Source organism: Micromonospora sp. WMMC250 (assembly GCF_027460215.1).
Taxonomy (GTDB): domain Bacteria; phylum Actinomycetota; class Actinomycetes; order Mycobacteriales; family Micromonosporaceae; genus Micromonospora; species Micromonospora taraxaci.
Map to the genome: position 1 here is coordinate 6,036,330 of NZ_JAPZBJ010000002.1, position 19,144 is coordinate 6,055,473.

Sequence of the window (19,144 nt, forward strand, 5' to 3'; positions counted from 1 at the left end):
TCCGGCCCCAATGGTGACCGAAAGTTCTTGATCACCGGGGGTGGAACGGAATCACGCGTCGTCGTCGTCGGGGTCGTCCAGGCGGGCCAGGTACGTGGCGAGGCGTTCGATGGGGGTTTCGAAGTCGGGGTTGAGGTCGACGAAGTCGCGCAGGCGTTCGCCGAGCCACTCCAGGGTGACCTGCTCGTCGCCCCGGCGCTCGACAAGTTCCTCGATGCCACGGTCGGTGAAGTACATGCGTGCTTCCTCGTGCTCGGCCCGGCGGGTGGCCGGGCGGGTGGACCGACGCGAGCCGGGGCAGGACCGTGGGAAACGGCCCTGCCCCGGCTCGCGTGGTGCGGTCAGGTCACGGGCGGGGGAGAGCCGCCTCGATCAGCGCGGTCTGCTCGACCTCGTGGGTCTTGGCCGAGCCGACCGCCGGGGCGGCCGCGGCCGGGCGGGAGATCCGCCGCAGGCGCACGTTGGTCAGGTGCTCCAGCAGGTTGAGCGCGACGAACGACCAGGCGCCCTGGTTGGCCGGCTCCTCCTGCACCCAGGCGAAGTCCTCCGCGTTCGGGTACTGCGCCAGCGCGGCCCGGATCTCCTCCACCGGCAGCGGGTACAGCTGCTCGATCCGGAGGATCGCCGTGTCGGTGACGCCGCGCTCCTGCCGGGCCTGGAACAGGTCGTAGTAGACCTTGCCCGAGCAGAGCAGCACCCGCTTCACCGCCTCCGGCGCCGGAGCGGCGGTGTCCCGCAGCACCGGCTGGAAGGTGCCGGTGGTGAAGTCCTCCACCGAGGAGACGCAGAGCTTGTGCCGCAGCAGCGACTTCGGCGTGAACACCACCAGCGGCTTGCGCTTGGGCGACAGGGCCTGACGGCGCAGCAGGTGGAAGTAGTTCGCCGGGGTCGTCGGGATGGCCACCCGCATGTTGTCCTCGGCGCACATTTGCAGGAACCGCTCCGGCCGCCCGGAGGTGTGGTCCGGGCCCTGGCCCTCGTGGCCGTGCGGCAGCAGCAGGGTGACAGCGGAGCGCTGGCCCCACTTCACCTCACCCGAGGAGATGAACTCGTCGATCACCGACTGGGCGCCGTTGACGAAGTCGCCGAACTGGGCCTCCCAGGCGACCAGGGCGTTGATGTTCTCCACCGAGTAGCCGTACTCGAAGCCCATCGCCGCGTACTCGCTGAGCAGCGAGTCGTGCACGAAGAACCGGGAGCGCTCGCCGTCGCCGGTGAGCGACTTCAGCGGGAGGTAGTCGTCCCCGGTGCGGGAGTCGACCACCGAGGCGTGCCGCTGGACGAACGTGCCGCGACGGGAGTCCTGACCGGCGAGCCGGACGGTGACCCCGTCGTGCAGCAGCGACCCGAACGCGATGATCTCGCCGTAGCCCCAGTCGATGTTGCCCTCGACGGACATCTTGGCCCGCCGGTCGAGCAGCTGCTGGATCCGCTTGTGCGGCGTGAAGCCCTCGGGCAGGTTGACGTGCGCCTCGCCGATGGCCTTCACGACCGCCGCGTCGGTGGCCGTGTCGACCTGCGGCTCCGGCTCCTCCTCGCGGCGCGGCCGGTTGAGCTGGCGCGGTGCCGAGGCGGCGTCCCGGGTGGCCTTGAAGACCTTCTCCAGCTGGGCCTGGTAGTCGCGGAGCAGCTCTTCCGCGTCCTCCACGGTGATGTCGCCGCGACCGATCAGCTCCTCGGTGTAGAGCTTGCGGACCGAACGCTTCGAGTCAATGATCTTGTACATCTGCGGGTTGGACATCGACGGGTCGTCGCCCTCGTTGTGCCCGCGCCGGCGGTAGCAGACCATGTCGATCACGACGTCCTTGTTGAACGTCTGCCGGTATTCGAAGGCCAGCCGGGCGACCCGGACCACGGCCTCGGGGTCGTCGCCGTTGACGTGGAAGATCGGCGCCTGGATCATCCGGGCCACGTCGGTGCTGTAGAGGCTGGACCTGCTGTATTCCGGGGCGGTGGTGAAGCCGACCTGGTTGTTGACGACCACGTGCACGGTGCCACCGGTGCGGTAACCGCGCAGCTGCGACAGGTTGAGGGTCTCGGCGACCACACCCTGCCCGGCGAACGCGGCGTCACCGTGCACCGCCAGCGGCAGAACCGTGTAGCCCTCCAGCTTGAGGTCGATCCGGTCCTGCTTGGCCCGGACGATGCCCTCCAGCACCGGGTCGACGGCCTCCAGGTGCGACGGGTTGGCCACCACCGACACCTTGACCGCGTGCTCGCCGTCCGGGGTGGTGAACTTGCCGTTCTGGCCCAGGTGGTACTTCACGTCGCCGGAGCCCTGCGTCGAGCGCGGGTCCAGGTGACCCTCGAACTCCGAGAAGATCTTCTCGTACGGCTTGCCGACGATGTTGGCCAGCACGTTGAGCCGACCCCGGTGGGCCATGCCGATGACGACCTCGTCCAGGCCGTTCTCGGCGGACGACTCCAGGACCTCGCCGAGCAGCGGGATCAGCGACTCGCCGCCCTCCAACGAGAAGCGCTTCTGGCCCACGTACTTGGTCTGCAGGAAGGTCTCGAACGCCTCGGCGGCGTTGAGCCGGTTGAGCACGTGCTTCTGCTCGTCGGCCGACGGCTTCTCGTACTTGCGCTCGATGCGCTCCTGGACCCAGCGCCGCTCCTCCGGGTCCTGGATGTGCATGTACTCGATGCCGACCCGGCGGCAGTACGAGTCGCGCAGCACGCCGAGGATCTCGCGCAGCTTCATCCGCTGGCGGCCGGCGAAGCCGTTGACCGGGAACTCCCGGTCCAGGTCCCAGAGGGTCAGCCCGTGCTGGAGGACGTCCAGGTCGGGGTGCTTGCGGATCTTGAACTCGAGCGGGTCGGTGTCGGCCATCAGGTGACCGCGCACCCGGTACGCGTGGATCAGCTCGTGCACCCGGGCGGTCTTGTTGATCTGGCCCTCGGAGCTGACCGCCACGTCGCGCATCCAGCGCACCGGCTCGTACGGGATGCGCAGCGCGGTGAAGATCTGGTCGTAGAAGCCGTGCTCGCCCAGGATCAGCTCGTGCATGACCTTGAGGAACTCGCCGGACTGCGCGCCCTGGATGATCCGGTGGTCGTACGTGCTGGTCAGCGTGATGATCTTGCTGACGGCCAGCTCGGCCAGGGTGGCCTCGGACATCCCCTGGTAGGGGGCCGGGTACTCCATCGCGCCGACGCCGATGATCGCGCTCTGCCCCTGCATGAGCCGCGGCATCGAGTGCACGGTGCCGATGCCGCCCGGGTTCGTCAGCGAGATCGTGGTGCCGGAGTAGTCCTCCATGGTCAGCTCGTTGCGCCGCGCCCGACGGACCACGTCCTCGTACGCCTGCCAGAACTGCCGGAAGTCCATCTGCTCGCAGCCCTTGATGGAGGGGACCACCAGGTTGCGGCTGCCGTCGGGCTTGGCCAGGTCGATCGCGATGCCGAGATTGACGTGCGGCGGGCGGACCATCGCCGGCTTGCCGTTGGACTCGGCGAAGGAGTTGTTCATCTCCGGGTGCGCCACCAGCGCCCGGACCAGCGCGTAGCCGACCAGGTGGGTGAAGCTGACCTTGCCACCTCGCCCGCGGGCGAGGTGGTTGTTGATCACGATGCGGTTGTCCACCAGCAGCTTCGCCGGGACCGCGCGGACGCTGGTCGCGGTGGGCACGCTCAGCGAGGCGTCCATGTTCTGGACGATCTTCGCGGCGACGCCACGCAGCGGCGTGGTCTGCGGACCGTCAGCGGTCGGCGCGGTGGCCTTGGCGGCCGGCTTGGCCGGTGCGGCCTTCTCCGTCGCGGCCTTGGGCGCGGCCGGAGCAGCGGCGGCGGGCTTGGCCGGTGCCGACTGGGCGGCGGCCGGCTTCGCGTCGGCCGGCGCGCTCGCCGGCTTCGCCGGGGCGCTCGGCTGGCTGACCTTGGCGGCCGCCTCGGGCTGGCCGTCCGGCTCGGGAGCGGCGGCTGGCTTGTCCGACGACTCGGCCCCACGCGGGGTCGCCGCTCCGGGCGCCGGCCGGTAGTCGGCGAAGAAGTCGTGCCAGGCCGAATCGACGCTCGTTGGGTCGGCGAGGTAACGCTGGTACATCTCCTCGACGATCCACTCATTCGGGCCGAAACCCGCTAGTGGGTTCTCCTGCGAAGTCTGCTGGGTCGACACGGCCGGTAATCGCCTCTTTCACGCGGGTTTGTGTGGCACGCGGTGCGTCCCTCGCGCCCGGTAGGGGAGCGCGAACTGGACGGTTCCCAGGCTACGCCGTGCGGATCCCGCAGGCATTTCCGCCTCGGTCCCGTGGCCGGTTTCACAGAAGATGCCAGAAGTTCACCAACCGCTGCGTGGTCGGCCGCCAACTGCTAGGTGGGCCGTCGGGAGCGTAACGGCAGGCAACTGAGTACGGATGCCGATGTCTCCGTGCCGCGAGTCCGGTGAGGATCCTTCGCATGGATCACAACGGGGTACGGGGGCGCTACGGCCGGAGTGTGGCGGTGGCGTCCGGTTGGTACGTGACTGTCGGCGCGGCCGTGGCGGTGGGCCTGGCGAGTGTGCCGAGCCCGCCGCCGACGGACTGCTCGGCCTGGTTCAGTTGCCTGTCGCCGGGGGAGTCCCTGGCGCTGGTCATGCTGGTGTGGGGTGGGCCGGTGCTGGCCGGGTTGCTCGTCGTGACGGCGCTGGTGACCGCGCTGGTCGTCCGGCTGGTGCCCTCGGCGGTGCTCGCCGGCACCCTGTCCGCACTGGTCACCGTCACGATCTGCGCGGCCGTGTACGCGGGGCGCTCGTGAGGCGGCTCGGCCTCGGAGGGCTCTTCTTCGTCTGGTTGTACGGGGTGCCGTTCCTGCTCGTGGTGGGCCTGATCCGGCGCACCTCGCAGCCGTACGCGCCGACCCACGAGGCGGCGCAGGCGTTCGGCGCCGGCACGGACGCCGTGCTGATCGCCGCTCTCCTGCTCAACGCGCTGCCGATCGTCGGGCTGTGGCTGGCCGGCGAGGCGGACTGGCACCGGCACTTCCGGTGGGCGGTCGGCGGGATGGTGGTGGTGTATCTGCTGGTCGTCCTGGTCGGCCGGATGGCCACCGGCGTCCTGATCGGCCACACGCCCGCCGACGACGAGCCCGCCCCGGCGGTCACCCAGTGCATACCGCGCAGCGGCGGCCGGGGCTGCCCCGGCGGGTGAGCCGGGCCGGCGTTCCGGGGTGACGGCGGCGCTGCCGTCACCCCGGCACCGGTCAGGAGATGTCGCGTCGACGCATCAGCAGGGTGCCGACCACGCCGGTCACCACCGCGTACCCGATCAGGACGGCGGCCCCGGCCCAGCGCGGCGGGTTGCCCGGGATGTCGGCCCCGGTGACCATCAGCGACGAGGCCAGTGACGGCACCAGCAACTGAAGGTTGTTGATCCAGTCACCCCACCGGTCGGCCAGGATGGCGATCACGAAGATGGCGCCGATCGAGCCGCCCAGGTAGAGCAGGATGCCGGTCACCGTGGCACCGATCTGGCTGCGCAGCAGCACGCCGATGCCGACTCCGAACACCGCCCAGAGCAGGTACGCGAGCAGGTTCAACCCGATCGCCCGCCACGCGGCCTCGTTGCCCAGTTGTGAGTCGAGCCCGATGGCGTTCAGCACCGCCGAACCGGCAACCAGGTTGAACGCGGTGGTCACCAGCCAGAACAGCAGCGCCAGCACGCCCGCCGCGACCAGCTTGGCGCTCATCACGGCGGTGCGGTGCGGGTTGGTGAGGAACGTGGTGGTGACCGTCTGGTGGAAGAACTCGCTGGTCACCACGATGATGCCGAGCAGCATCACGATCAGCAGGCCGAAGAACTGCCCGGTGGTGAACAGGTTCGAGGAGAGCGCGTCCGCGCTGGACGCCGCCGCCAGGGTGTCGGCCTGGTCGGCCGGCACCTCGCCGAGGTTGCCGTTGGTCAGGGTGTCGGCCTGCAACCAGTTGATCAACAGGGTGAGCGCCCAGAGCGGCAGCGAGATGAGCGCGAAGATCCACCAGGTGTTGGTGGTACGGATCTTGAGGAGCTCGGATCGGACCAGGTTCATCGGATGCCCGCCTTTCCGGCCGTCAGCTCCAGGAAGACCCGTTCCAGGTCGGGCCGTTCGGTGGTCAGTTCGTGCAGTTCCACGCCGGCCGCGAGGGCGGCGCGGCCGATGGTCGGCGCGTCCACCCCGGTGACCAGCAGCACGCCCTGCTCGTCGACGTTCACCGTCGCCGACTGCGCCTTGAGCGCCGTGGTCAGCGCCTCGGCCTGCGGCGTACGCACCCGGACCTGCGCGCCCTGTGCCATCGACCCGAGTACCTGGTCGACCGGGCCCTGCCGGATCAACTGGCCGGCGGCGATGATCACCACGTCGTCGGCGAGCAGCTGCATCTCGGACAGCAGGTGGCTGGAGACCAGCACCGTACGACCCTCGTGGGCGAGGTTCTTGAGGAACCCACGCATCCACCGGATGCCCTCCGGGTCCAGCCCGTTGGCCGGCTCGTCGAGGATCAGCACCCGGGGGTCACCGAGCATCGCCGCGGCGATGCCGAGCCGCTGCTTCATGCCCAGCGAGTAACCCTTGAACTTGCGCTTCGCCGCCGGGGTCAACCCGACCAGTTCCAGCACCTCGTCGGCCCGCTGCTTGGGCAGCCCGGCCGCCGCGCAGATCACCCGCAGGTGGTTGATGCCGGTGCGGCCCTTGTGCGCGCTGGAGGCCTCCAGCACCGCGCCGACGTGCCGCAGCGGGTCGGCGAGGTCGGCGTACCGGCTGCCGCTGATGGTGGCCGTGCCGGCGGTCGGCGTGACCAGGTTCAGCAACATGCGCAGCGTGGTGGTCTTACCAGCGCCGTTCGGGCCGAGGAAGCCGGTCACCCGCCCCGGCGCCACGGTGAAGGACAGGTTGTTCACCGCCCGGACGTTCTTGTACTGCTTCGTCAGACCGGACACCGCGATCTGACCGTCGCTGGTGGGGCTTCTCTGCCCGTCAGTCATCGTTCTCCTCCCGTGCGTGGCGTCGAGGTACGCCGTGGCACAGCGTGACGGCCCAATGCAACAAGGTCAATCAGGCGCGGTCCGTATGTCCTGATCCCTCTCAGGGTGGAGGCGGGTCCTCCCTACGGTTGACGACCGGGATCAGCGGGCGATCCAGGTCGCCCGTGCCGCGCCCAGCAGCGCGCCGCCCGGGCCGTACAGGCTGGTGTGCACGACCGCCTTTCGCCCGTCGACGCCGAGCAGCGCCCCGGTCACCACGCACTCGTCGCCCGGCGCCGGCAGCGCGGCGACCTCGGCGGCGATCCGGCCCAGCAGGTACGGGCGTCCCGGCGCGAGCACCGTCCACCCGCCGGGACAGTCCAACGCCGCCCAGACCGTGGCCTCGCTGACCTGTTCGGGGGCCCGGAACGGCGCGGCGGTCCGCCCGTCCGGCAACCGACCGGGGAAGATCCGCAGCCCGTCGGCCCGCTGCGGCCCACAGACGTAACAGCCGGGGAACGGATGTTCGACCAGCCCCGGGTAGCGGGTCGCGGCGGCCACCGCGGTCTCCAGGTCGACCGGGGGTACGACGGCATCGACCGCGTCGACCGGGCGTACCTCGGCCACGAGTTCCCCCGCCGGGTTCCGAACCTCGCCGTCGACCAGCCGCAGCTCGGTCTCCAGCGGCGGTGGCCGGCGCAGTGTCACCTCGACCGGCCCGGTGCCGCCCGCCTCGGCGGCGAACACCCCCGCGCTCCATCCGCCGTTGCCGGAGCCGGTGGGCCCGTTGTAGCGGGACTCGATGCGCATCGTCGACCTCCAGGTGGCGTACCAGCGTCCTCGCCGGCCGTCCCGGCAGCCTCGCACGGGCGGAACCCTGTGGTGCTCGCGGTCTCGCCTGCCGGCGTTCATCCGATCGACACCAGTGGTCCCCGTGAATGGCAACCCGGGCACCTACACAGATCCCATGGCCGTTCTGCATGCCGCTGGCGCACCCCTGAAGACCAGCGGATACACCCTGCTGATCGCCGACGACCCCACCCAGGTCGCGGCCGCGCAACGCCTGCGCCACGAGGTGTTCGCCACCGAGCTCGGCGCCACCCTCCGTCCCGGCCAGGCCGGGCTGGACGTGGATCCCTTCGACGCGTACTGCGACCATCTGATCGTCCGTGAGGACAGCACCGGCGCGGTGGTCGGCACCTACCGGCTGCTGCCGCCCGGCCGGACCCCCCGCCGGTACGCCGAGGGCGAGTTCGACCTCACGGCGCTCGACTCCCTCCGCGACGACCTGGTGGAGACGGGCCGGTCCTGTGTGCATCCGGACCACCGCTCCGGCGCGGTGATCAACCTGATGTGGGCGGGCCTCACCCGCTACCTGCACCTGCGCGGCTCCCGCTGGCTCGGCGGCTGCGCCTCGGTGCCGGTGGACGACGGTGGGCGGACGGTCACCGAGGTCTGGGCCCAGGCCCAGGCGCGGCACCTGTCACCGCCGCCGCTGCGGGTCCGTCCGCTCCGACCCTGGTTCGCCGAGCCGGCCGCCGCCGCCCCGGTGACCGCCGCCGAACCGGCCGGGCGCGTCGTCGTGCCGCCGCTGCTACGGGGCTACCTCCGGCTCGGCGCGTGGATCTGCGGCGAACCCGCGTACGACAGCGACTTCGGGTGCGCGGACTTCTACGTGCTCTTCTCGCTGGACCGGATGAACCCGCGTTACCTGCGGCACTTCCTGGGCGGGGAGCAGCGGTGACCGCCGTGGCGCACGACCTGTGGCGGCCCTCCTCGGGCTGCGACGACGACTGCCTGCCGGCTGCCGGTGAGGTGCCCACGGTGCCGGTGGCCCGTCGGGTGCTGCGCCTGGCGGCGGCGGTCGGCATGCTGGTCGCCGGGGTCGGCCTGGTGCTGCTGCTGCCGGTGCTTCCAACCCGGGAACGGCAGGCGGCGGTACGCGGCTGGGCCCGGGCCACCATTCGCGCCTTCGGAGTCCGGCTGGTGATCCGGGGCCGGCTGCCTCGGCGGCGGGCGCTGCTGGTCGCCAACCATGTCTCGTGGCTGGACATCCTCGCGGTCCTGGCCGTCGCGCCCACCCGGATGGTCGCGAAACGGGAGATCCGCTCCTGGCCGGTGGTCGGGCTGCTGGCAGCGGCGGCGGGCACTGTCTTCGTGGACCGGTCCCGCCCGACGGCGCTGCCGAACACCGTCGGCCGGATCGCGGACGCGTTGCGCGCCGGCCGGTCGGTGGCGGTCTTCCCGGAGGGTACGACCTGGTGTGCTGGTGACGGTACCGCCGACTGTCGCCCCGGTGGTGGTTTCCGGCCCGCGACGTTCCAGGCGGCCGTCGACGCGGGCAGCCCGGTGGTGCCGCTGCGGCTCGCCTACCGCTGCGACGCGACCGGCTCCGCGACCACGGCGACCGCCTTCCTCGGCGCGGACACCCTGCTGCGGTCGGTGGCCCGGGTGGTCGCGGCGCGGGAGATCGTGGTCTCGGTGACGATCGCCGCCGCGCTGCACCCCGCCCGTGACGCCGACCGGCGGTTGCTGGCCCGGGCCGCCGAGTCGGCCGTACACCTGCTGCCCGCATCGGACGCGGCGACGCGGACCCGCTTGTGTGCGGTTCCCACGGTGGCCCCGGCGGTCCCCGTCCCGACGCCGGTCACAGGCAGCGAGCTGGACCTGGCGGCCTGAGCCCTCGCCGTCCCCGCCCTCGCCCCGCCTCGCCCCCGCCCTCGCCCGCCTCCCGGCCCGCGGCCCCCGCCGCGGGGATCGCCACCAAGATCCGCGCAACATCGGGGATGTTGGTGCCTCCCGGACGCCGGAGGCAGCAACATCCGGGAAGTTGTGCGGATCTTGGTGGGCGGAGGTCGACGACGGCGGACGGGCGGCTCGCGACCTATCTTGTGATGTCGCGATGTATCGCGTTAGTGTCTCCCTGTGTGGCGCGTGTGGGCGTGTCGCATCGTCGAGAGGGGGACGCCATGGCCGGATGGACGGTCGAGAGTCCGCAGCGGCTCACCGTGGACGGTCCGGTCACCCGGCTGGACGTCCGGCTGGTGAGCGGACGGCTCAACGTGGTCGCCACCGACGGCCCGACCCGGATCGACGTCACCCAGGTCGGTCGCCGGCCGGTCCTGATCGACCACTCCGACGGCCGGCTCAGCATCCGCCAGGAGCGCGGCCGGAGCTGGTCGGACGTCCTGCGGTGGTTTCGGATGATCCACCGCTACCCGCGGGTGGACGTCTCCGTCGCCGTGCCCGCCGACGTCCTCGCCGATCTGGGTCTGGTCGCGGGCTCGTTGGTCGCCTCCGGCCTGCGCCGGCAGACCACTGTGCACGTCGTCTCCGGCCAGATCACCCTGATGGGCCTGCGCGGCAACACCTCCGCGACCATCACGTCCGGGCCGGTGGAGGCGCTCGGCATCCGTGGCGACCTCTCGATGGAGACGGTCTCCGGCGAGGTGATCCTCGCCGACAGCGCCGCCGACCGGGTGCGGGCGCAGACCGTCTCCGGCGCGATCACCTGCGACCTGGTGGAGAACCCCCGACGCAGCGAGATCCGGCTGACCACCATCTCGGGGGGCATCACCGTCCGGGTCCGCGAGGACAGCGACCTCGCCGTGCAACTGCAGACCGCCTCGGGCCGGATCACCAGCGGCTTTCCGCAGATCCGCACCTCGACGTTCCCACTGCGCAGCAGCGAAGGGGTGCTCGGCGCGGGCGAAGGTAAGCTCTGGGCTTCCGCGACCTCGGGGAGCATCGCCCTGCTCGCCCGAGCCGTCGACGACGATGGGGAGGAGTTGCCGTGACCGCCGTGTTCAGCCACGGACGGCTCCGGCTCTACCTGCTCAAGCTCCTCGACGACGGTCCGAAGCACGGGTACGAGCTGATCCGCCTCCTGGAGGACCGGTTCCTCGGGCTCTACGCGCCCAGCGCCGGCACCATCTACCCCCGCCTCCAACGGTTGGAGGCCGAGGGCCTGGTCAGCCACACCGCAGCCGGTGGCCGCAAGACGTACGACATCACCGACGCCGGTCGTGCCGAGCTGCACCAGCGGGCCGGCGAGTTGACCGAGCTGGAAGCGGACATCGCCGCCTCGGTGGCCGACCTCTCCAGCCTGGCCGGCGAGATCCGCAGCGAGGTACGCGGGTCGGTACGCGACCTCAAGCGGGAGCTGAGCGAGGCCACCCGGCAGACCCGGCGTACCCGGTGGGATACGCCCACACCGCCGCCCCGGCCGGCGTCGGCCGCCGGGCCGCCCGCCGCGCTGCTCGACGAGTTCGACGAGCGGCTGGCCGCGTTCACGTCCGAGGTGGGTCAACTCGTGCGCGTCCGACGGTTCAGCGAGACGCAACTCCGTACCGCGATCAGGTTGCTCGACGGCGCCCTGGACGGGCTGCGCCGCCTGTTGCGCTGAGTCGGAAAATCAGTCGGCGCGACTCACAGGGTTTTTGCAGGAACCGTCCAGCGCCGACGCAGTGACGTCACCGATGATGGGCCCATGCCCGCTACCCAGACCGAGGCGCGACTCCTCGTGGTCGAGGACGACCCCAACATCCTCGAACTGCTCTCCGCGAGCCTGCGGTTCGCGGGCTTCGACGTGGCCACCGCGACAAGTGGGAGCGCGGCGCTCAACGCCGCCAAGGACCACCGGCCCGACCTGGTGGTGCTCGACGTGATGCTGCCGGACCTGGACGGCTTCGAGGTCATCCGCATGCTCCGGGAGGGCGGCACGCGTACCCCGGTGGTCTTCCTGACCGCCCGGGACGCCACCGACGACAAGATCCGCGGCCTCACCCTGGGCGGCGACGACTACGTCACCAAGCCGTTCAGCCTGGAGGAGTTGACCGCCCGGATCCGCGCCGTGCTGCGCCGCACCACGACCGGCGAGCAGGCACCCTCCCGGCTCACCTTCGCCGACCTGGAGTTGGACGAGGAGACCCACGAGGTGCACCGGGCCGGGCAGCGCGTGCAGCTCTCGCCGACGGAGTTCAAGCTGCTGCGGTACCTGATGCTCAACGCCAACCGGGTGCTGTCCAAGGCGCAGATCCTCGACCACGTCTGGAACTACGACTTCCGTGGTGACGACAACATCGTCGAGTCCTACATCTCGTACCTGCGGCGCAAGGTCGACACCACCCAGCCTCGGCTGATCCACACCCTCCGTGGCGTCGGGTACGTCCTGCGCAAGCCGGCGGCGTGAACCCGGTCCAGCAGGCGAAGGAACGGGTGCGCGGCGTTCCACTGCGGATCAAGCTGGTCACCTCGGTGCTGGCGCTGGTCGCCGTCGCGCTGCTGGTGATCAGCGTCTCGACCGCGTACTTCCTGCACAACTACCTGGTCGACCAGATCGACCTGGAGCTACGTGGATCCGCCAAGGGAATCCAGTCCATCACGGCCAAGGGAATCCAGTCGGTCACGCCGTCGACGAACACCGTGTCGCTGCCCACCGACTACGTGGTCGTGCTGACCGACGTGCGGACCGGCAAGGTGCAGGTGCCCTCGTACGACTCGTCCCGCTTCGGCGTGGACGATCTGCCGCCGTGGCCGAGCGACGCGAGCGGTTTCCAGGCGCAGGACGAGGCCCGCGACGGAAACCCGTTCACCGTTCGGGCCCGGGACAGCTCGGTGCGCTGGCGGATGCTCTACACCGAGCTGCCCAACGGCCAGATGGCCGTGATCGGCCAGCACCTGACGGATGTCGACCTTGCCGTCAAACGACTGGCCTGGATCGACCTGCTGGTCGGCGGAGCAGTGCTGATCATGCTGGCCTCGGTCGGCGCGGCGATCGTCCGTACCAGCCTCAAACCGCTGGTGGAGATCGAACGCACGGCCGCCGCCATCGCCGGGGGTGACCTGACCCGCCGGGTGCCCGATCCGGAGCAGGGGCAGGAGCATCCCACCTCCGAGCTGGGGCGGCTCTCCCGCGCGCTGAACGCGATGCTCACCCAGATCGAGGTGGCGTTCACCGCCCGAGCCGCCTCGGAGTCCGCGGCGCGGTGGGCGGAGAATGCCGCCCGGGACGCGGCGGCCTCCGCCCAGGCGTCCGAGGCGCGGGCCCGGCGCTCGGAGGAACGGATGCGGCAGTTCGTCGCGGACGCCTCGCACGAGCTACGGACCCCGCTGACCACCATCCGTGGTTTCGCCGAGCTGTACCGGCAGGGCGCCTCCCGCGCGCCCGAGCAGACCGCCGGCCTGCTGCGCCGCATCGAGGACGAGGCGGCGCGGATGGGACTGCTGGTGGAGGACCTGCTGCTGCTCGCCCGCCTGGACCGGGAACGGCCGCTCTCGCTGACTCCGGTGGAGCTGCCGGTGCTCGCCTCCGACGCGGTGCACGCGGCCCGGGCGATCGCCCCGGATCGGCGCATCGAGTTGGAGATCGCGCCCGATGCGGGCCCGCTCGTGGTCTCCGCCGACGACGCGCGGCTGCGCCAGGTGATCGGCAACCTGGTCACCAACGCGTTGACCCACACTCCGACCGACGCCGAGATCCGTGTGCTGTTGCACAGCGAACCGGGCGGCTTCGCCGTGGTGGAGGTGGCCGACACCGGCCCGGGCCTCTCCCCGGAGCAGGCCGAACGGGTCTTCGAGCGGTTCTACCGGGCGGACGCGGCACGGACCCGGCGGGCTGACGGCAACACCGGCACCGGCCTCGGCCTGGCCATCGTGGCGGCGTTGGTCGCTGCTCACCACGGTTCGGTCGAGGTGGCCGAGACGCCCGGTGGCGGGGCGACCTTCCGGGTCCGGCTTCCGCTGCTGCCACAGGTCGACGACGCCGGCGAGTGACTTTCAGCCAACTTCCAGGACGGTTCCAGCTTGATCGCAGAGCTGGGGGGGAAGGTAGTGCCATGACCGAGTTCGAGTCCGACCCGCAGCGCCGGCCGGCCCCCACCGACGCCGAGCCGTCGCACCCCACCGCCGAGCTGCCGCGCGACGAGCGCGCGCAGTCCGACTCCCCGACCACTCCCATCGAGGTCGTCTCCACCAGCGGCGACGACACGCCGACGAGCGCCGTGCCCCCGTCCGCGCCGCCCGCGCCGGCCGGCCCGTCCGCGCCCGCCCACCAGCCGACCGGGTACGAGCCGCCGACCGCCTACCAGCCCTCGGCTGCCACCCCGTCCGCGCCGCCGTACCCGGTCTCCGGCTACCCGCCGCACGGCCAGTCCGGCTACCCGCAGCAGAACGCCGGTCAGTACCCCGGTGCTCCCTGGTACCCGGGCCAGCAGTCCGGCTGGGCCGGCGGGGGCCAGCCGGGCATGGCGTACCCGGGTCAGCACCAGCAGCACGCGCAGCACCCCGGGCAGCACCCCCAGCACCCGGGCCAGCCGGTCCCGCCGTGGGGTCCGCAGGTCGCACCGCCCGGCAGCGGCCCTCGGCCGGGTCGGATCGCCAAGTTCGCCGGGGCCGGCGTCGCGGTGTTCGCCCTGATGCTCGGGTCGGGCGTCGCCGGTGGCGCGCTCGCCCTGGCCCTCGACGGTGACGGCGGCGGTGTCACCCGCACCTACTCGGCAGCACCGGTGATCAACGGCGCGGACCTGCCGAAGATCGCCGCGTCCGTGCAGGACAGCGTCGTCTCGATCACCACCGACAGCGGTGAGGGCTCCGGGGTGGTGCTCAGCGCCGACGGGTACGTGCTGACCAACAACCACGTGGTCGCCTCCGCCGCCGGTGGCAACGTGCTGGTGATCTTCGCCGACGGCAAGAAGGCCGAGGCGAAGGTCATCGGCACCGACCCGAAGACCGACCTCGCCGTGGTCAAGGCCAACGGCGTGAGCGACCTCAAGGCGGCCAAGTTCGGTGACAGCGACGCCATGCAGGTCGGTGACCAGGTGCTGGCGTTGGGCAGCCCGCTCGGCCTGCAAGGTTCGGTGACGTCGGGCATCCTCAGCGCCCGTGACCGCACCATCCGGGCCGGCGAGGGTCAGCCGCAGGACCCGACCCAGCAGCAGAGCCAGACCGTCAGCTCGATCTCCGGCCTGCTCCAGACCGACGCCCCGATCAACCCCGGCAACTCCGGCGGCGCGCTGGTCAACACCCGGGGCGAGGTGATCGGCGTGAACACCGCCATCGCGACCTCCGGCCAGAGCACCGGCAACATCGGCGTCGGCTTCGCCATCCCCAGCAACAAGGCCAAGGACGTCGCGGGCAAGCTCCAGCGCGGCGAGAAGGTCAGTCACCCGTCGCTCGGGGTCGGCGTCAACCAGGCCGAGGGCGGCGGCGCGCTCGTCGCGTCGGTCACCCCGGGCAGCCCGGCCGAGAAGGCCGGCCTGCAGCGCGGCGACGTCGTCACGCGGTTCGGCGACAAGCCGGTCAACGACTCCGACGACCTGGTCGGCGCTGTGCAGGCCGGCAAGGTCGGCGACCGGGTCGAGGTGCAGTTCAAGCGCAACGGCGACGAGAAGACGGTGACCGTGACGCTCGCCGAGACGCAGTGACACACATCTGAACCTGCCTCCCTCCGGCGGCGGGTGGCGGAGCCGAGGGGGTCGGCTCCGTCACCCGCCGCTCTTTTCCGCCCGTGACGGCGGTTCACCCGATCCGGGTGAACCGCCGTCACCCGGTTCTCCGGCACGTTCGGGGCCGACGAGTCTCGGCGACCGGAACCGGGGGTGGGTGTCGTGACCGACGTGGTGGATGTCCGCGACGACCAGCGGATCCAACGCGACGTCCTGGCGCAGCTCGCCTGGGACGCCCAGTTGCAACCGAACGAGATCGGTGTGAGCGTCGACGAGGGTGTGGTCACGCTGACCGGCTTCGTGGACGGTGCCGCCCGCGGTTGGGCGGCGATCCGCTGCGCGCAGCGGGTTCGCGGCGTCCGGGCGGTGGCCGACGAGATCGAGGTGCGGCTGCCGGGCACACCGGGGCGTACCGACGGCGAGGTCGCCATCGCCGCCGCCCGCGCGCTGGAGTGGGACAGTTTCGTGCCCGCCGAGCGGCTGGACGTGACGGTGGCCAACGGGTGGCTGATGCTCCGCGGTGAGGTCGAGTTCGGGTGGCAGCGGCGTGCCGCCGAGGGGGCGGTGCGCCGGCTCGACGGCGTACGGGGGATCACCAACCTGATCGAGGTGCGACCGCCGACGCCACCGGCCGAGCTGCTGCGTCGGGACGTGCAGCGGGCGCTGGCGCGCACCATCGGGGCCGAGCGGGTGACCGTCGAGGTGGACGGCGACACGCTCGTCTTGGCCGGGGTGGTCCGGTCCTGGTGGGAACGCGACCAGGTCGAGCGGGTGGCCTGGTCCGCGCCGGGCGTACGGGTGGTGCACGACCAACTCCTGGTCGGCGGGTGAGCATCCGACTTGTCCGGTTTACCCGGGGGATCCCTGGGAACTCGCCGCCGACCGTTCCGACCGCCGGTGGCGCCGCACCGGGGACCAACGGGGAGGACTCGTGGCCCTGATCCACCCGCCCGCGGACCGGCCGACAGGGCGGTCGTTGCGTATCGCGATGGTGGTCCCGCCATGGTTGTCAGTGCCGCCTCCCGGCTACGGCGGCCTCGAACAGGTCGTCGCCGCACTGGTGGACGCCCTCAGCGTCCAGGGCCACGCGGTCACGCTGTTCGGCGCGGGCAGCGACCACGGCACGGCGGCCGACGGCTTCGTCTCCACAGTTCCCGAGGTCCAGTACGAGCGGCTCGGCGAGTCACTGCCGGAACTGGCCCACCTGGCCCGGGTGAACCGGCTGATCACGGCCGCCGACTTCGACGTGATCCACGACCACACCACGATCGGCCCGCTGGTCGCCGGCCGCCGGGCGGTGCCGACGGTCGCGACCGTGCACGGCAACCCCGTGGGGGAGTACGGCGACGTGCTGAGCGACGTCGACCAGGGCGTCGCCCTGGTGGCCATCTCGCACGCCCAACGTCGGTTGAACACCGACCTGCCCTGGGCCGGCACCGTGCACAACGCACTGGACATCCGTGGTTTCCCGCGGAAGAACGCGCCCGGCCGGGGGCCGGTGCTGTGGCTGGCCCGGTTCAGCCCGGACAAGGGCCCGGAGGTCGCCATCCGGGCCTGCCGGGAGGCCGGGTTGCCCCTGCTGCTGGCCGGCAAGTGCAACGAGCCGGCCGAGCGTCGCTACTACGAGCAGGTCGTCGCGCCGCTGGTCGACGAGGACGTGACTGTCGTGCTCAACGCCGACCGCGCGGAGACGCTGCGGATGCTCGTCGACGCCCGCTGTCTGATCATGCCGATCCAGTGGGACGAGCCGTTCGGCATGGTGATGCTGGAGGCGATGGCGACCGGCACGCCTGTGGTGGCGCTCAACCGGGGCGCGGTGCCGGAGCTGGTGCGTCCCGGGCTGACCGGGCTGGTGTGCGAACGGCCGGAGGAGCTGCCCGCCGCGGTGCTCGCCGTCGAGCAGCTCGACCCGGAGGACTGCGTGGCGCACGTCGCGGAGAACTTCTCGGTCGAGCGGATGGCGAACGACTACGTCGACGTCTACCGAGGTTTCGCCGCCAGGGGGTACGACCTCCGCGAATCGGCCCGGGTGCCGGTCCGCTGACCTGCCCCGGTCTGTGGGCGCGGCCGGCGGTGACCGTCGGTAACCTCCGTCAGGGCGGATGCGACGGTGCGCGATATACCTCAGGGTCATATTTATGACTCTGAGGTATATCGCTCAACAGCACATCGGCACGGTGGGCCAGCCGAAGCGGATGGCGACCACCGACCAGACTTCGGACCCACTCGTCTAGACCCGGGCTGCCCCCAGGTCGGCGATGGCGGCGTCGAGCTGGGACGCGTACCCCGGACTGATGCCACCCTCGCCGAGGCGCACCGCGACCTTTTCCCGCAGCCGGGCCACCGGCGGCGCCAGCTCGTCGCGGCCGGAACTGACCGCGGCGGTCAGGTTGCGCAGCTCGTTGCGCAGGTCGAGACCCACGTCGTCACGGATCTCCCCGGCGTTCAGGCCCGCGGTGATCAGCCCGTCGACCCGGCTGGCGGCCTCGACCAGGCTCCCCGGACGTGACGTGGGCGTGCTGCCGGTGCTCGGCGTCGTCGGCGAGGGCGTGGTCGGCTCGGACGACGGCGGGACTGGCGGATCGCTCGGTGAGGTCGTCGTCGGGCCCACCGAGGGCTGCGTGCGGGGCGTCGGCCGCTGCTCGGGCAGCAGGGCCACGCCGGCCAGTGCCACACCGACGGCCAGGACGAGCAGCAGCGCCAGCCGGCGTCGGGACCAACCCGAGTCGGCCGCCGCCCCTTCGGCCGCCGGCGGGAGGTCGACCGGCGGCAGGTCGACCGGCTGTGGCGGCAGAGGCCGGGTGGGCACCCGGATGGTCGCGGCCGGGGGGTCGGGCGGCAGCAGATGGCCGCGCAACACGGTGGCGATTTGCCGGGCGGTCGGCCGGTCGGCCGGATCCCGGGCGAGACTGCGCAGGCAGATCCGGGCCACCGGCGGGGGCAGCTCCGGCAGCTCGGCGAGCGTCGGTGGCGGGCCGTCGGCCAGTGCGGCGCTGAGCTGCTCCCAGGTGTCGGCCGGGTACGGGACCCGACCGGTGAGCGCCTCGTACAGCAGCACGCCGAGTGAGTACACGTCGGTGGACGGCTGGGCCGGCGCGCCGTCCAGGCGTTCCGGTGCGACGTACGCGGGCGTGCCGAAGGTCTCGCCGTCCTCGTCCTCGTCCGGTGCGCCGATCCGGGTGGCGATGCCGAAGTCGAGCACCTTGACGCCCGTCCCGGTCATCATCACGTTGGCCGGGGTGATGTCCCGGTGCACGATGCCGAGCCGGTGCGCCGCGGCCAGTGCCTCCGCGACCTGCGCGCCCACCTGGACCGCCTCGGCCCACGGCAACGGCCCCTCGGTGAGGCGCAGCTCCAACTCCTCGCCGTCGAGCAGTTCCATCACCACGAACGAGGTGATCGAACCGTCCGGATCGACAGTCTCGCCGTAGTCGTGCACCGAGGTCAGGTGTGGGTGCACCAACTGGGCGGCGGCCCGGGCCTCCTCGCGCACCATGCCCCGGAAACGCGCGTCGGCGGCCAGCGAAGGAGCGAGGACCTTGAGGGCGACCAGCCGGTCCAGCACCTCGTCCCGGGCACGCCAGATGACCGACATGCCGCCGGCGCCGATCTGGTCGAGAAGTCGATATCTGCGGGCCAGCAACCGGCCCGGATGCAGTGCTGCCTTCACAGATCGCACCTGCCTCAGGGGTGGGAGCGGTATCAGGTTGCGCGAATGTGTCCTGCCTGTCAACGCCGTCGCCGCCCCGCTCGGCGGGCGGTGCCTGGTGTGCGCCGACCGCC

The 19,144-nt window shown here is 71.6% G+C and carries 17 protein-coding genes; 11 read left to right on the forward strand and 6 right to left on the reverse strand.

What is annotated here, in order from left to right:
• Positions 1-51 precede the first annotated feature (51 nt).
• Together O3438_RS27400 and O3438_RS27405 are read right to left on the reverse strand one after the other, a co-directional pair.
• Positions 52-237, reverse strand: a complete 186-nt coding sequence (locus O3438_RS27400; RefSeq protein WP_088987811.1) for a DUF6104 family protein — start codon at positions 235-237, stop codon at positions 52-54.
• 109 nt (positions 238-346) lie between these two features.
• Positions 347-4,117, reverse strand: coding sequence for a multifunctional oxoglutarate decarboxylase/oxoglutarate dehydrogenase thiamine pyrophosphate-binding subunit/dihydrolipoyllysine-residue succinyltransferase subunit (locus tag O3438_RS27405; RefSeq protein ID WP_269682512.1), 3,771 nt, complete (start codon positions 4,115-4,117; stop codon positions 347-349).
• Positions 4,118-4,398: 281 nt separating this feature from the next.
• On the opposite strand from O3438_RS27405, the gene O3438_RS27410 reads away from it, so the two are divergent.
• Both O3438_RS27410 and O3438_RS27415 read left to right on the forward strand, forming a co-directional pair.
• Complete coding sequence (locus O3438_RS27410; protein WP_269682513.1) at positions 4,399-4,737, forward strand: hypothetical protein; 339 nt, start codon at positions 4,399-4,401, stop codon at positions 4,735-4,737.
• Positions 4,734-5,129: a hypothetical protein gene (locus O3438_RS27415; RefSeq protein WP_088987814.1), complete on the forward strand. Its 396-nt coding sequence runs from the start codon at positions 4,734-4,736 to the stop codon at positions 5,127-5,129. Before O3438_RS27410 ends, O3438_RS27415 begins: the two co-directional genes overlap by 4 nt.
• Positions 5,130-5,181: 52 nt before the next feature.
• Here the strand turns inward: O3438_RS27415 and O3438_RS27420 are convergent, their stop codons facing one another.
• The 3 genes from O3438_RS27420 to O3438_RS27430 all read right to left on the reverse strand — a co-directional run bounded on the left by O3438_RS27420 (position 5,182) and on the right by O3438_RS27430 (position 7,727).
• On the reverse strand, positions 5,182-6,006 hold the full coding sequence (locus O3438_RS27420; protein ID WP_088987815.1) for an ABC transporter permease subunit: 825 nt from the start codon (positions 6,004-6,006) through the stop codon (positions 5,182-5,184).
• Complete coding sequence (locus O3438_RS27425; protein WP_269682514.1) at positions 6,003-6,938, reverse strand: ABC transporter ATP-binding protein; 936 nt, start codon at positions 6,936-6,938, stop codon at positions 6,003-6,005. The genes O3438_RS27420 and O3438_RS27425 overlap by 4 nt, the downstream gene beginning before the upstream one ends.
• A 141-nt stretch (positions 6,939-7,079) precedes the next feature.
• Positions 7,080-7,727: a hypothetical protein gene (locus tag O3438_RS27430; protein WP_269682515.1), complete on the reverse strand. Its 648-nt coding sequence runs from the start codon at positions 7,725-7,727 to the stop codon at positions 7,080-7,082.
• A 157-nt stretch (positions 7,728-7,884) separates the two neighbouring features.
• Between O3438_RS27430 and O3438_RS27435 the strand changes: the two genes are divergently transcribed.
• From O3438_RS27435 to O3438_RS27475, 9 genes are all read left to right on the forward strand, one after another.
• Positions 7,885-8,661, forward strand: coding sequence for a GNAT family N-acetyltransferase (locus O3438_RS27435; protein WP_269682516.1), 777 nt, complete (start codon positions 7,885-7,887; stop codon positions 8,659-8,661).
• Positions 8,658-9,596, forward strand: coding sequence for a lysophospholipid acyltransferase family protein (locus O3438_RS27440; RefSeq protein WP_269682517.1), 939 nt, complete (start codon positions 8,658-8,660; stop codon positions 9,594-9,596). Before O3438_RS27435 ends, O3438_RS27440 begins: the two co-directional genes overlap by 4 nt.
• A 290-nt stretch (positions 9,597-9,886) precedes the next feature.
• A complete protein-coding gene (locus tag O3438_RS27445; protein ID WP_269682518.1) occupies positions 9,887-10,714 on the forward strand; it encodes a DUF4097 family beta strand repeat-containing protein in 828 nt (275 codons plus the stop codon).
• A complete protein-coding gene (locus O3438_RS27450) occupies positions 10,711-11,322 on the forward strand; it encodes a PadR family transcriptional regulator (protein WP_269682519.1) in 612 nt (203 codons plus the stop codon). The genes O3438_RS27445 and O3438_RS27450 overlap by 4 nt, the downstream gene beginning before the upstream one ends.
• A gap of 84 nt (positions 11,323-11,406) precedes the next feature.
• Complete coding sequence (locus O3438_RS27455) at positions 11,407-12,108, forward strand: response regulator transcription factor (RefSeq protein WP_030336721.1); 702 nt, start codon at positions 11,407-11,409, stop codon at positions 12,106-12,108.
• Positions 12,105-13,691, forward strand: a complete 1,587-nt coding sequence (locus O3438_RS27460) for a sensor histidine kinase (protein WP_269682520.1) — start codon at positions 12,105-12,107, stop codon at positions 13,689-13,691. The genes O3438_RS27455 and O3438_RS27460 overlap by 4 nt, the downstream gene beginning before the upstream one ends.
• A gap of 62 nt (positions 13,692-13,753) precedes the next feature.
• Complete coding sequence (locus tag O3438_RS27465; protein WP_269682521.1) at positions 13,754-15,340, forward strand: trypsin-like peptidase domain-containing protein; 1,587 nt, start codon at positions 13,754-13,756, stop codon at positions 15,338-15,340.
• Between the two features lie 183 nt (positions 15,341-15,523).
• Entirely contained in the window at positions 15,524-16,192 is a 669-nt protein-coding gene (locus O3438_RS27470; RefSeq protein ID WP_269682522.1) for a BON domain-containing protein, read from the forward strand.
• Between the two features lie 157 nt (positions 16,193-16,349).
• Positions 16,350-17,405: a glycosyltransferase family 4 protein gene (locus O3438_RS27475; protein ID WP_269682523.1), complete on the forward strand. Its 1,056-nt coding sequence runs from the start codon at positions 16,350-16,352 to the stop codon at positions 17,403-17,405.
• 186 nt (positions 17,406-17,591) lie between these two features.
• Here O3438_RS27475 and O3438_RS27480 read toward each other — a convergent pair whose 3' ends face one another.
• The gene (locus O3438_RS27480) at positions 17,592-19,031 is read right to left on the reverse strand and encodes a serine/threonine-protein kinase (protein ID WP_269682524.1); all 1,440 of its coding nucleotides are present in this window, start codon (positions 19,029-19,031) and stop codon (positions 17,592-17,594) included.
• Positions 19,032-19,144: the final 113 nt, after the last annotated feature.

What these genes read in the sequence shown, in the direction of transcription:
- O3438_RS27475 (WP_269682523.1), top strand. Translation starts at nt 16,350, where the DNA reads ATGGTGGTCCCGCCATGGTTGTCAGTGCCGCCTCCCGGCTACGGCGGC.
- O3438_RS27465 (WP_269682521.1), top strand. Translation starts at nt 13,754, where the DNA reads ATGACCGAGTTCGAGTCCGACCCGCAGCGCCGGCCGGCCCCCACCGAC.
- O3438_RS27445 (WP_269682518.1), top strand. Translation starts at nt 9,887, where the DNA reads ATGGCCGGATGGACGGTCGAGAGTCCGCAGCGGCTCACCGTGGACGGT.
- O3438_RS27435 (WP_269682516.1), top strand. Translation starts at nt 7,885, where the DNA reads ATGGCCGTTCTGCATGCCGCTGGCGCACCCCTGAAGACCAGCGGATAC.
- O3438_RS27410 (WP_269682513.1), top strand. Translation starts at nt 4,399, where the DNA reads ATGGATCACAACGGGGTACGGGGGCGCTACGGCCGGAGTGTGGCGGTG.
- O3438_RS27425 (WP_269682514.1), bottom strand. Translation starts at nt 6,938, where the DNA reads ATGACTGACGGGCAGAGAAGCCCCACCAGCGACGGTCAGATCGCGGTG.
- O3438_RS27455 (WP_030336721.1), top strand. Translation starts at nt 11,407, where the DNA reads ATGCCCGCTACCCAGACCGAGGCGCGACTCCTCGTGGTCGAGGACGAC.
- O3438_RS27420 (WP_088987815.1), bottom strand. Translation starts at nt 6,006, where the DNA reads ATGAACCTGGTCCGATCCGAGCTCCTCAAGATCCGTACCACCAACACC.
- O3438_RS27400 (WP_088987811.1), bottom strand. Translation starts at nt 237, where the DNA reads ATGTACTTCACCGACCGTGGCATCGAGGAACTTGTCGAGCGCCGGGGC.
- O3438_RS27430 (WP_269682515.1), bottom strand. Translation starts at nt 7,727, where the DNA reads ATGCGCATCGAGTCCCGCTACAACGGGCCCACCGGCTCCGGCAACGGC.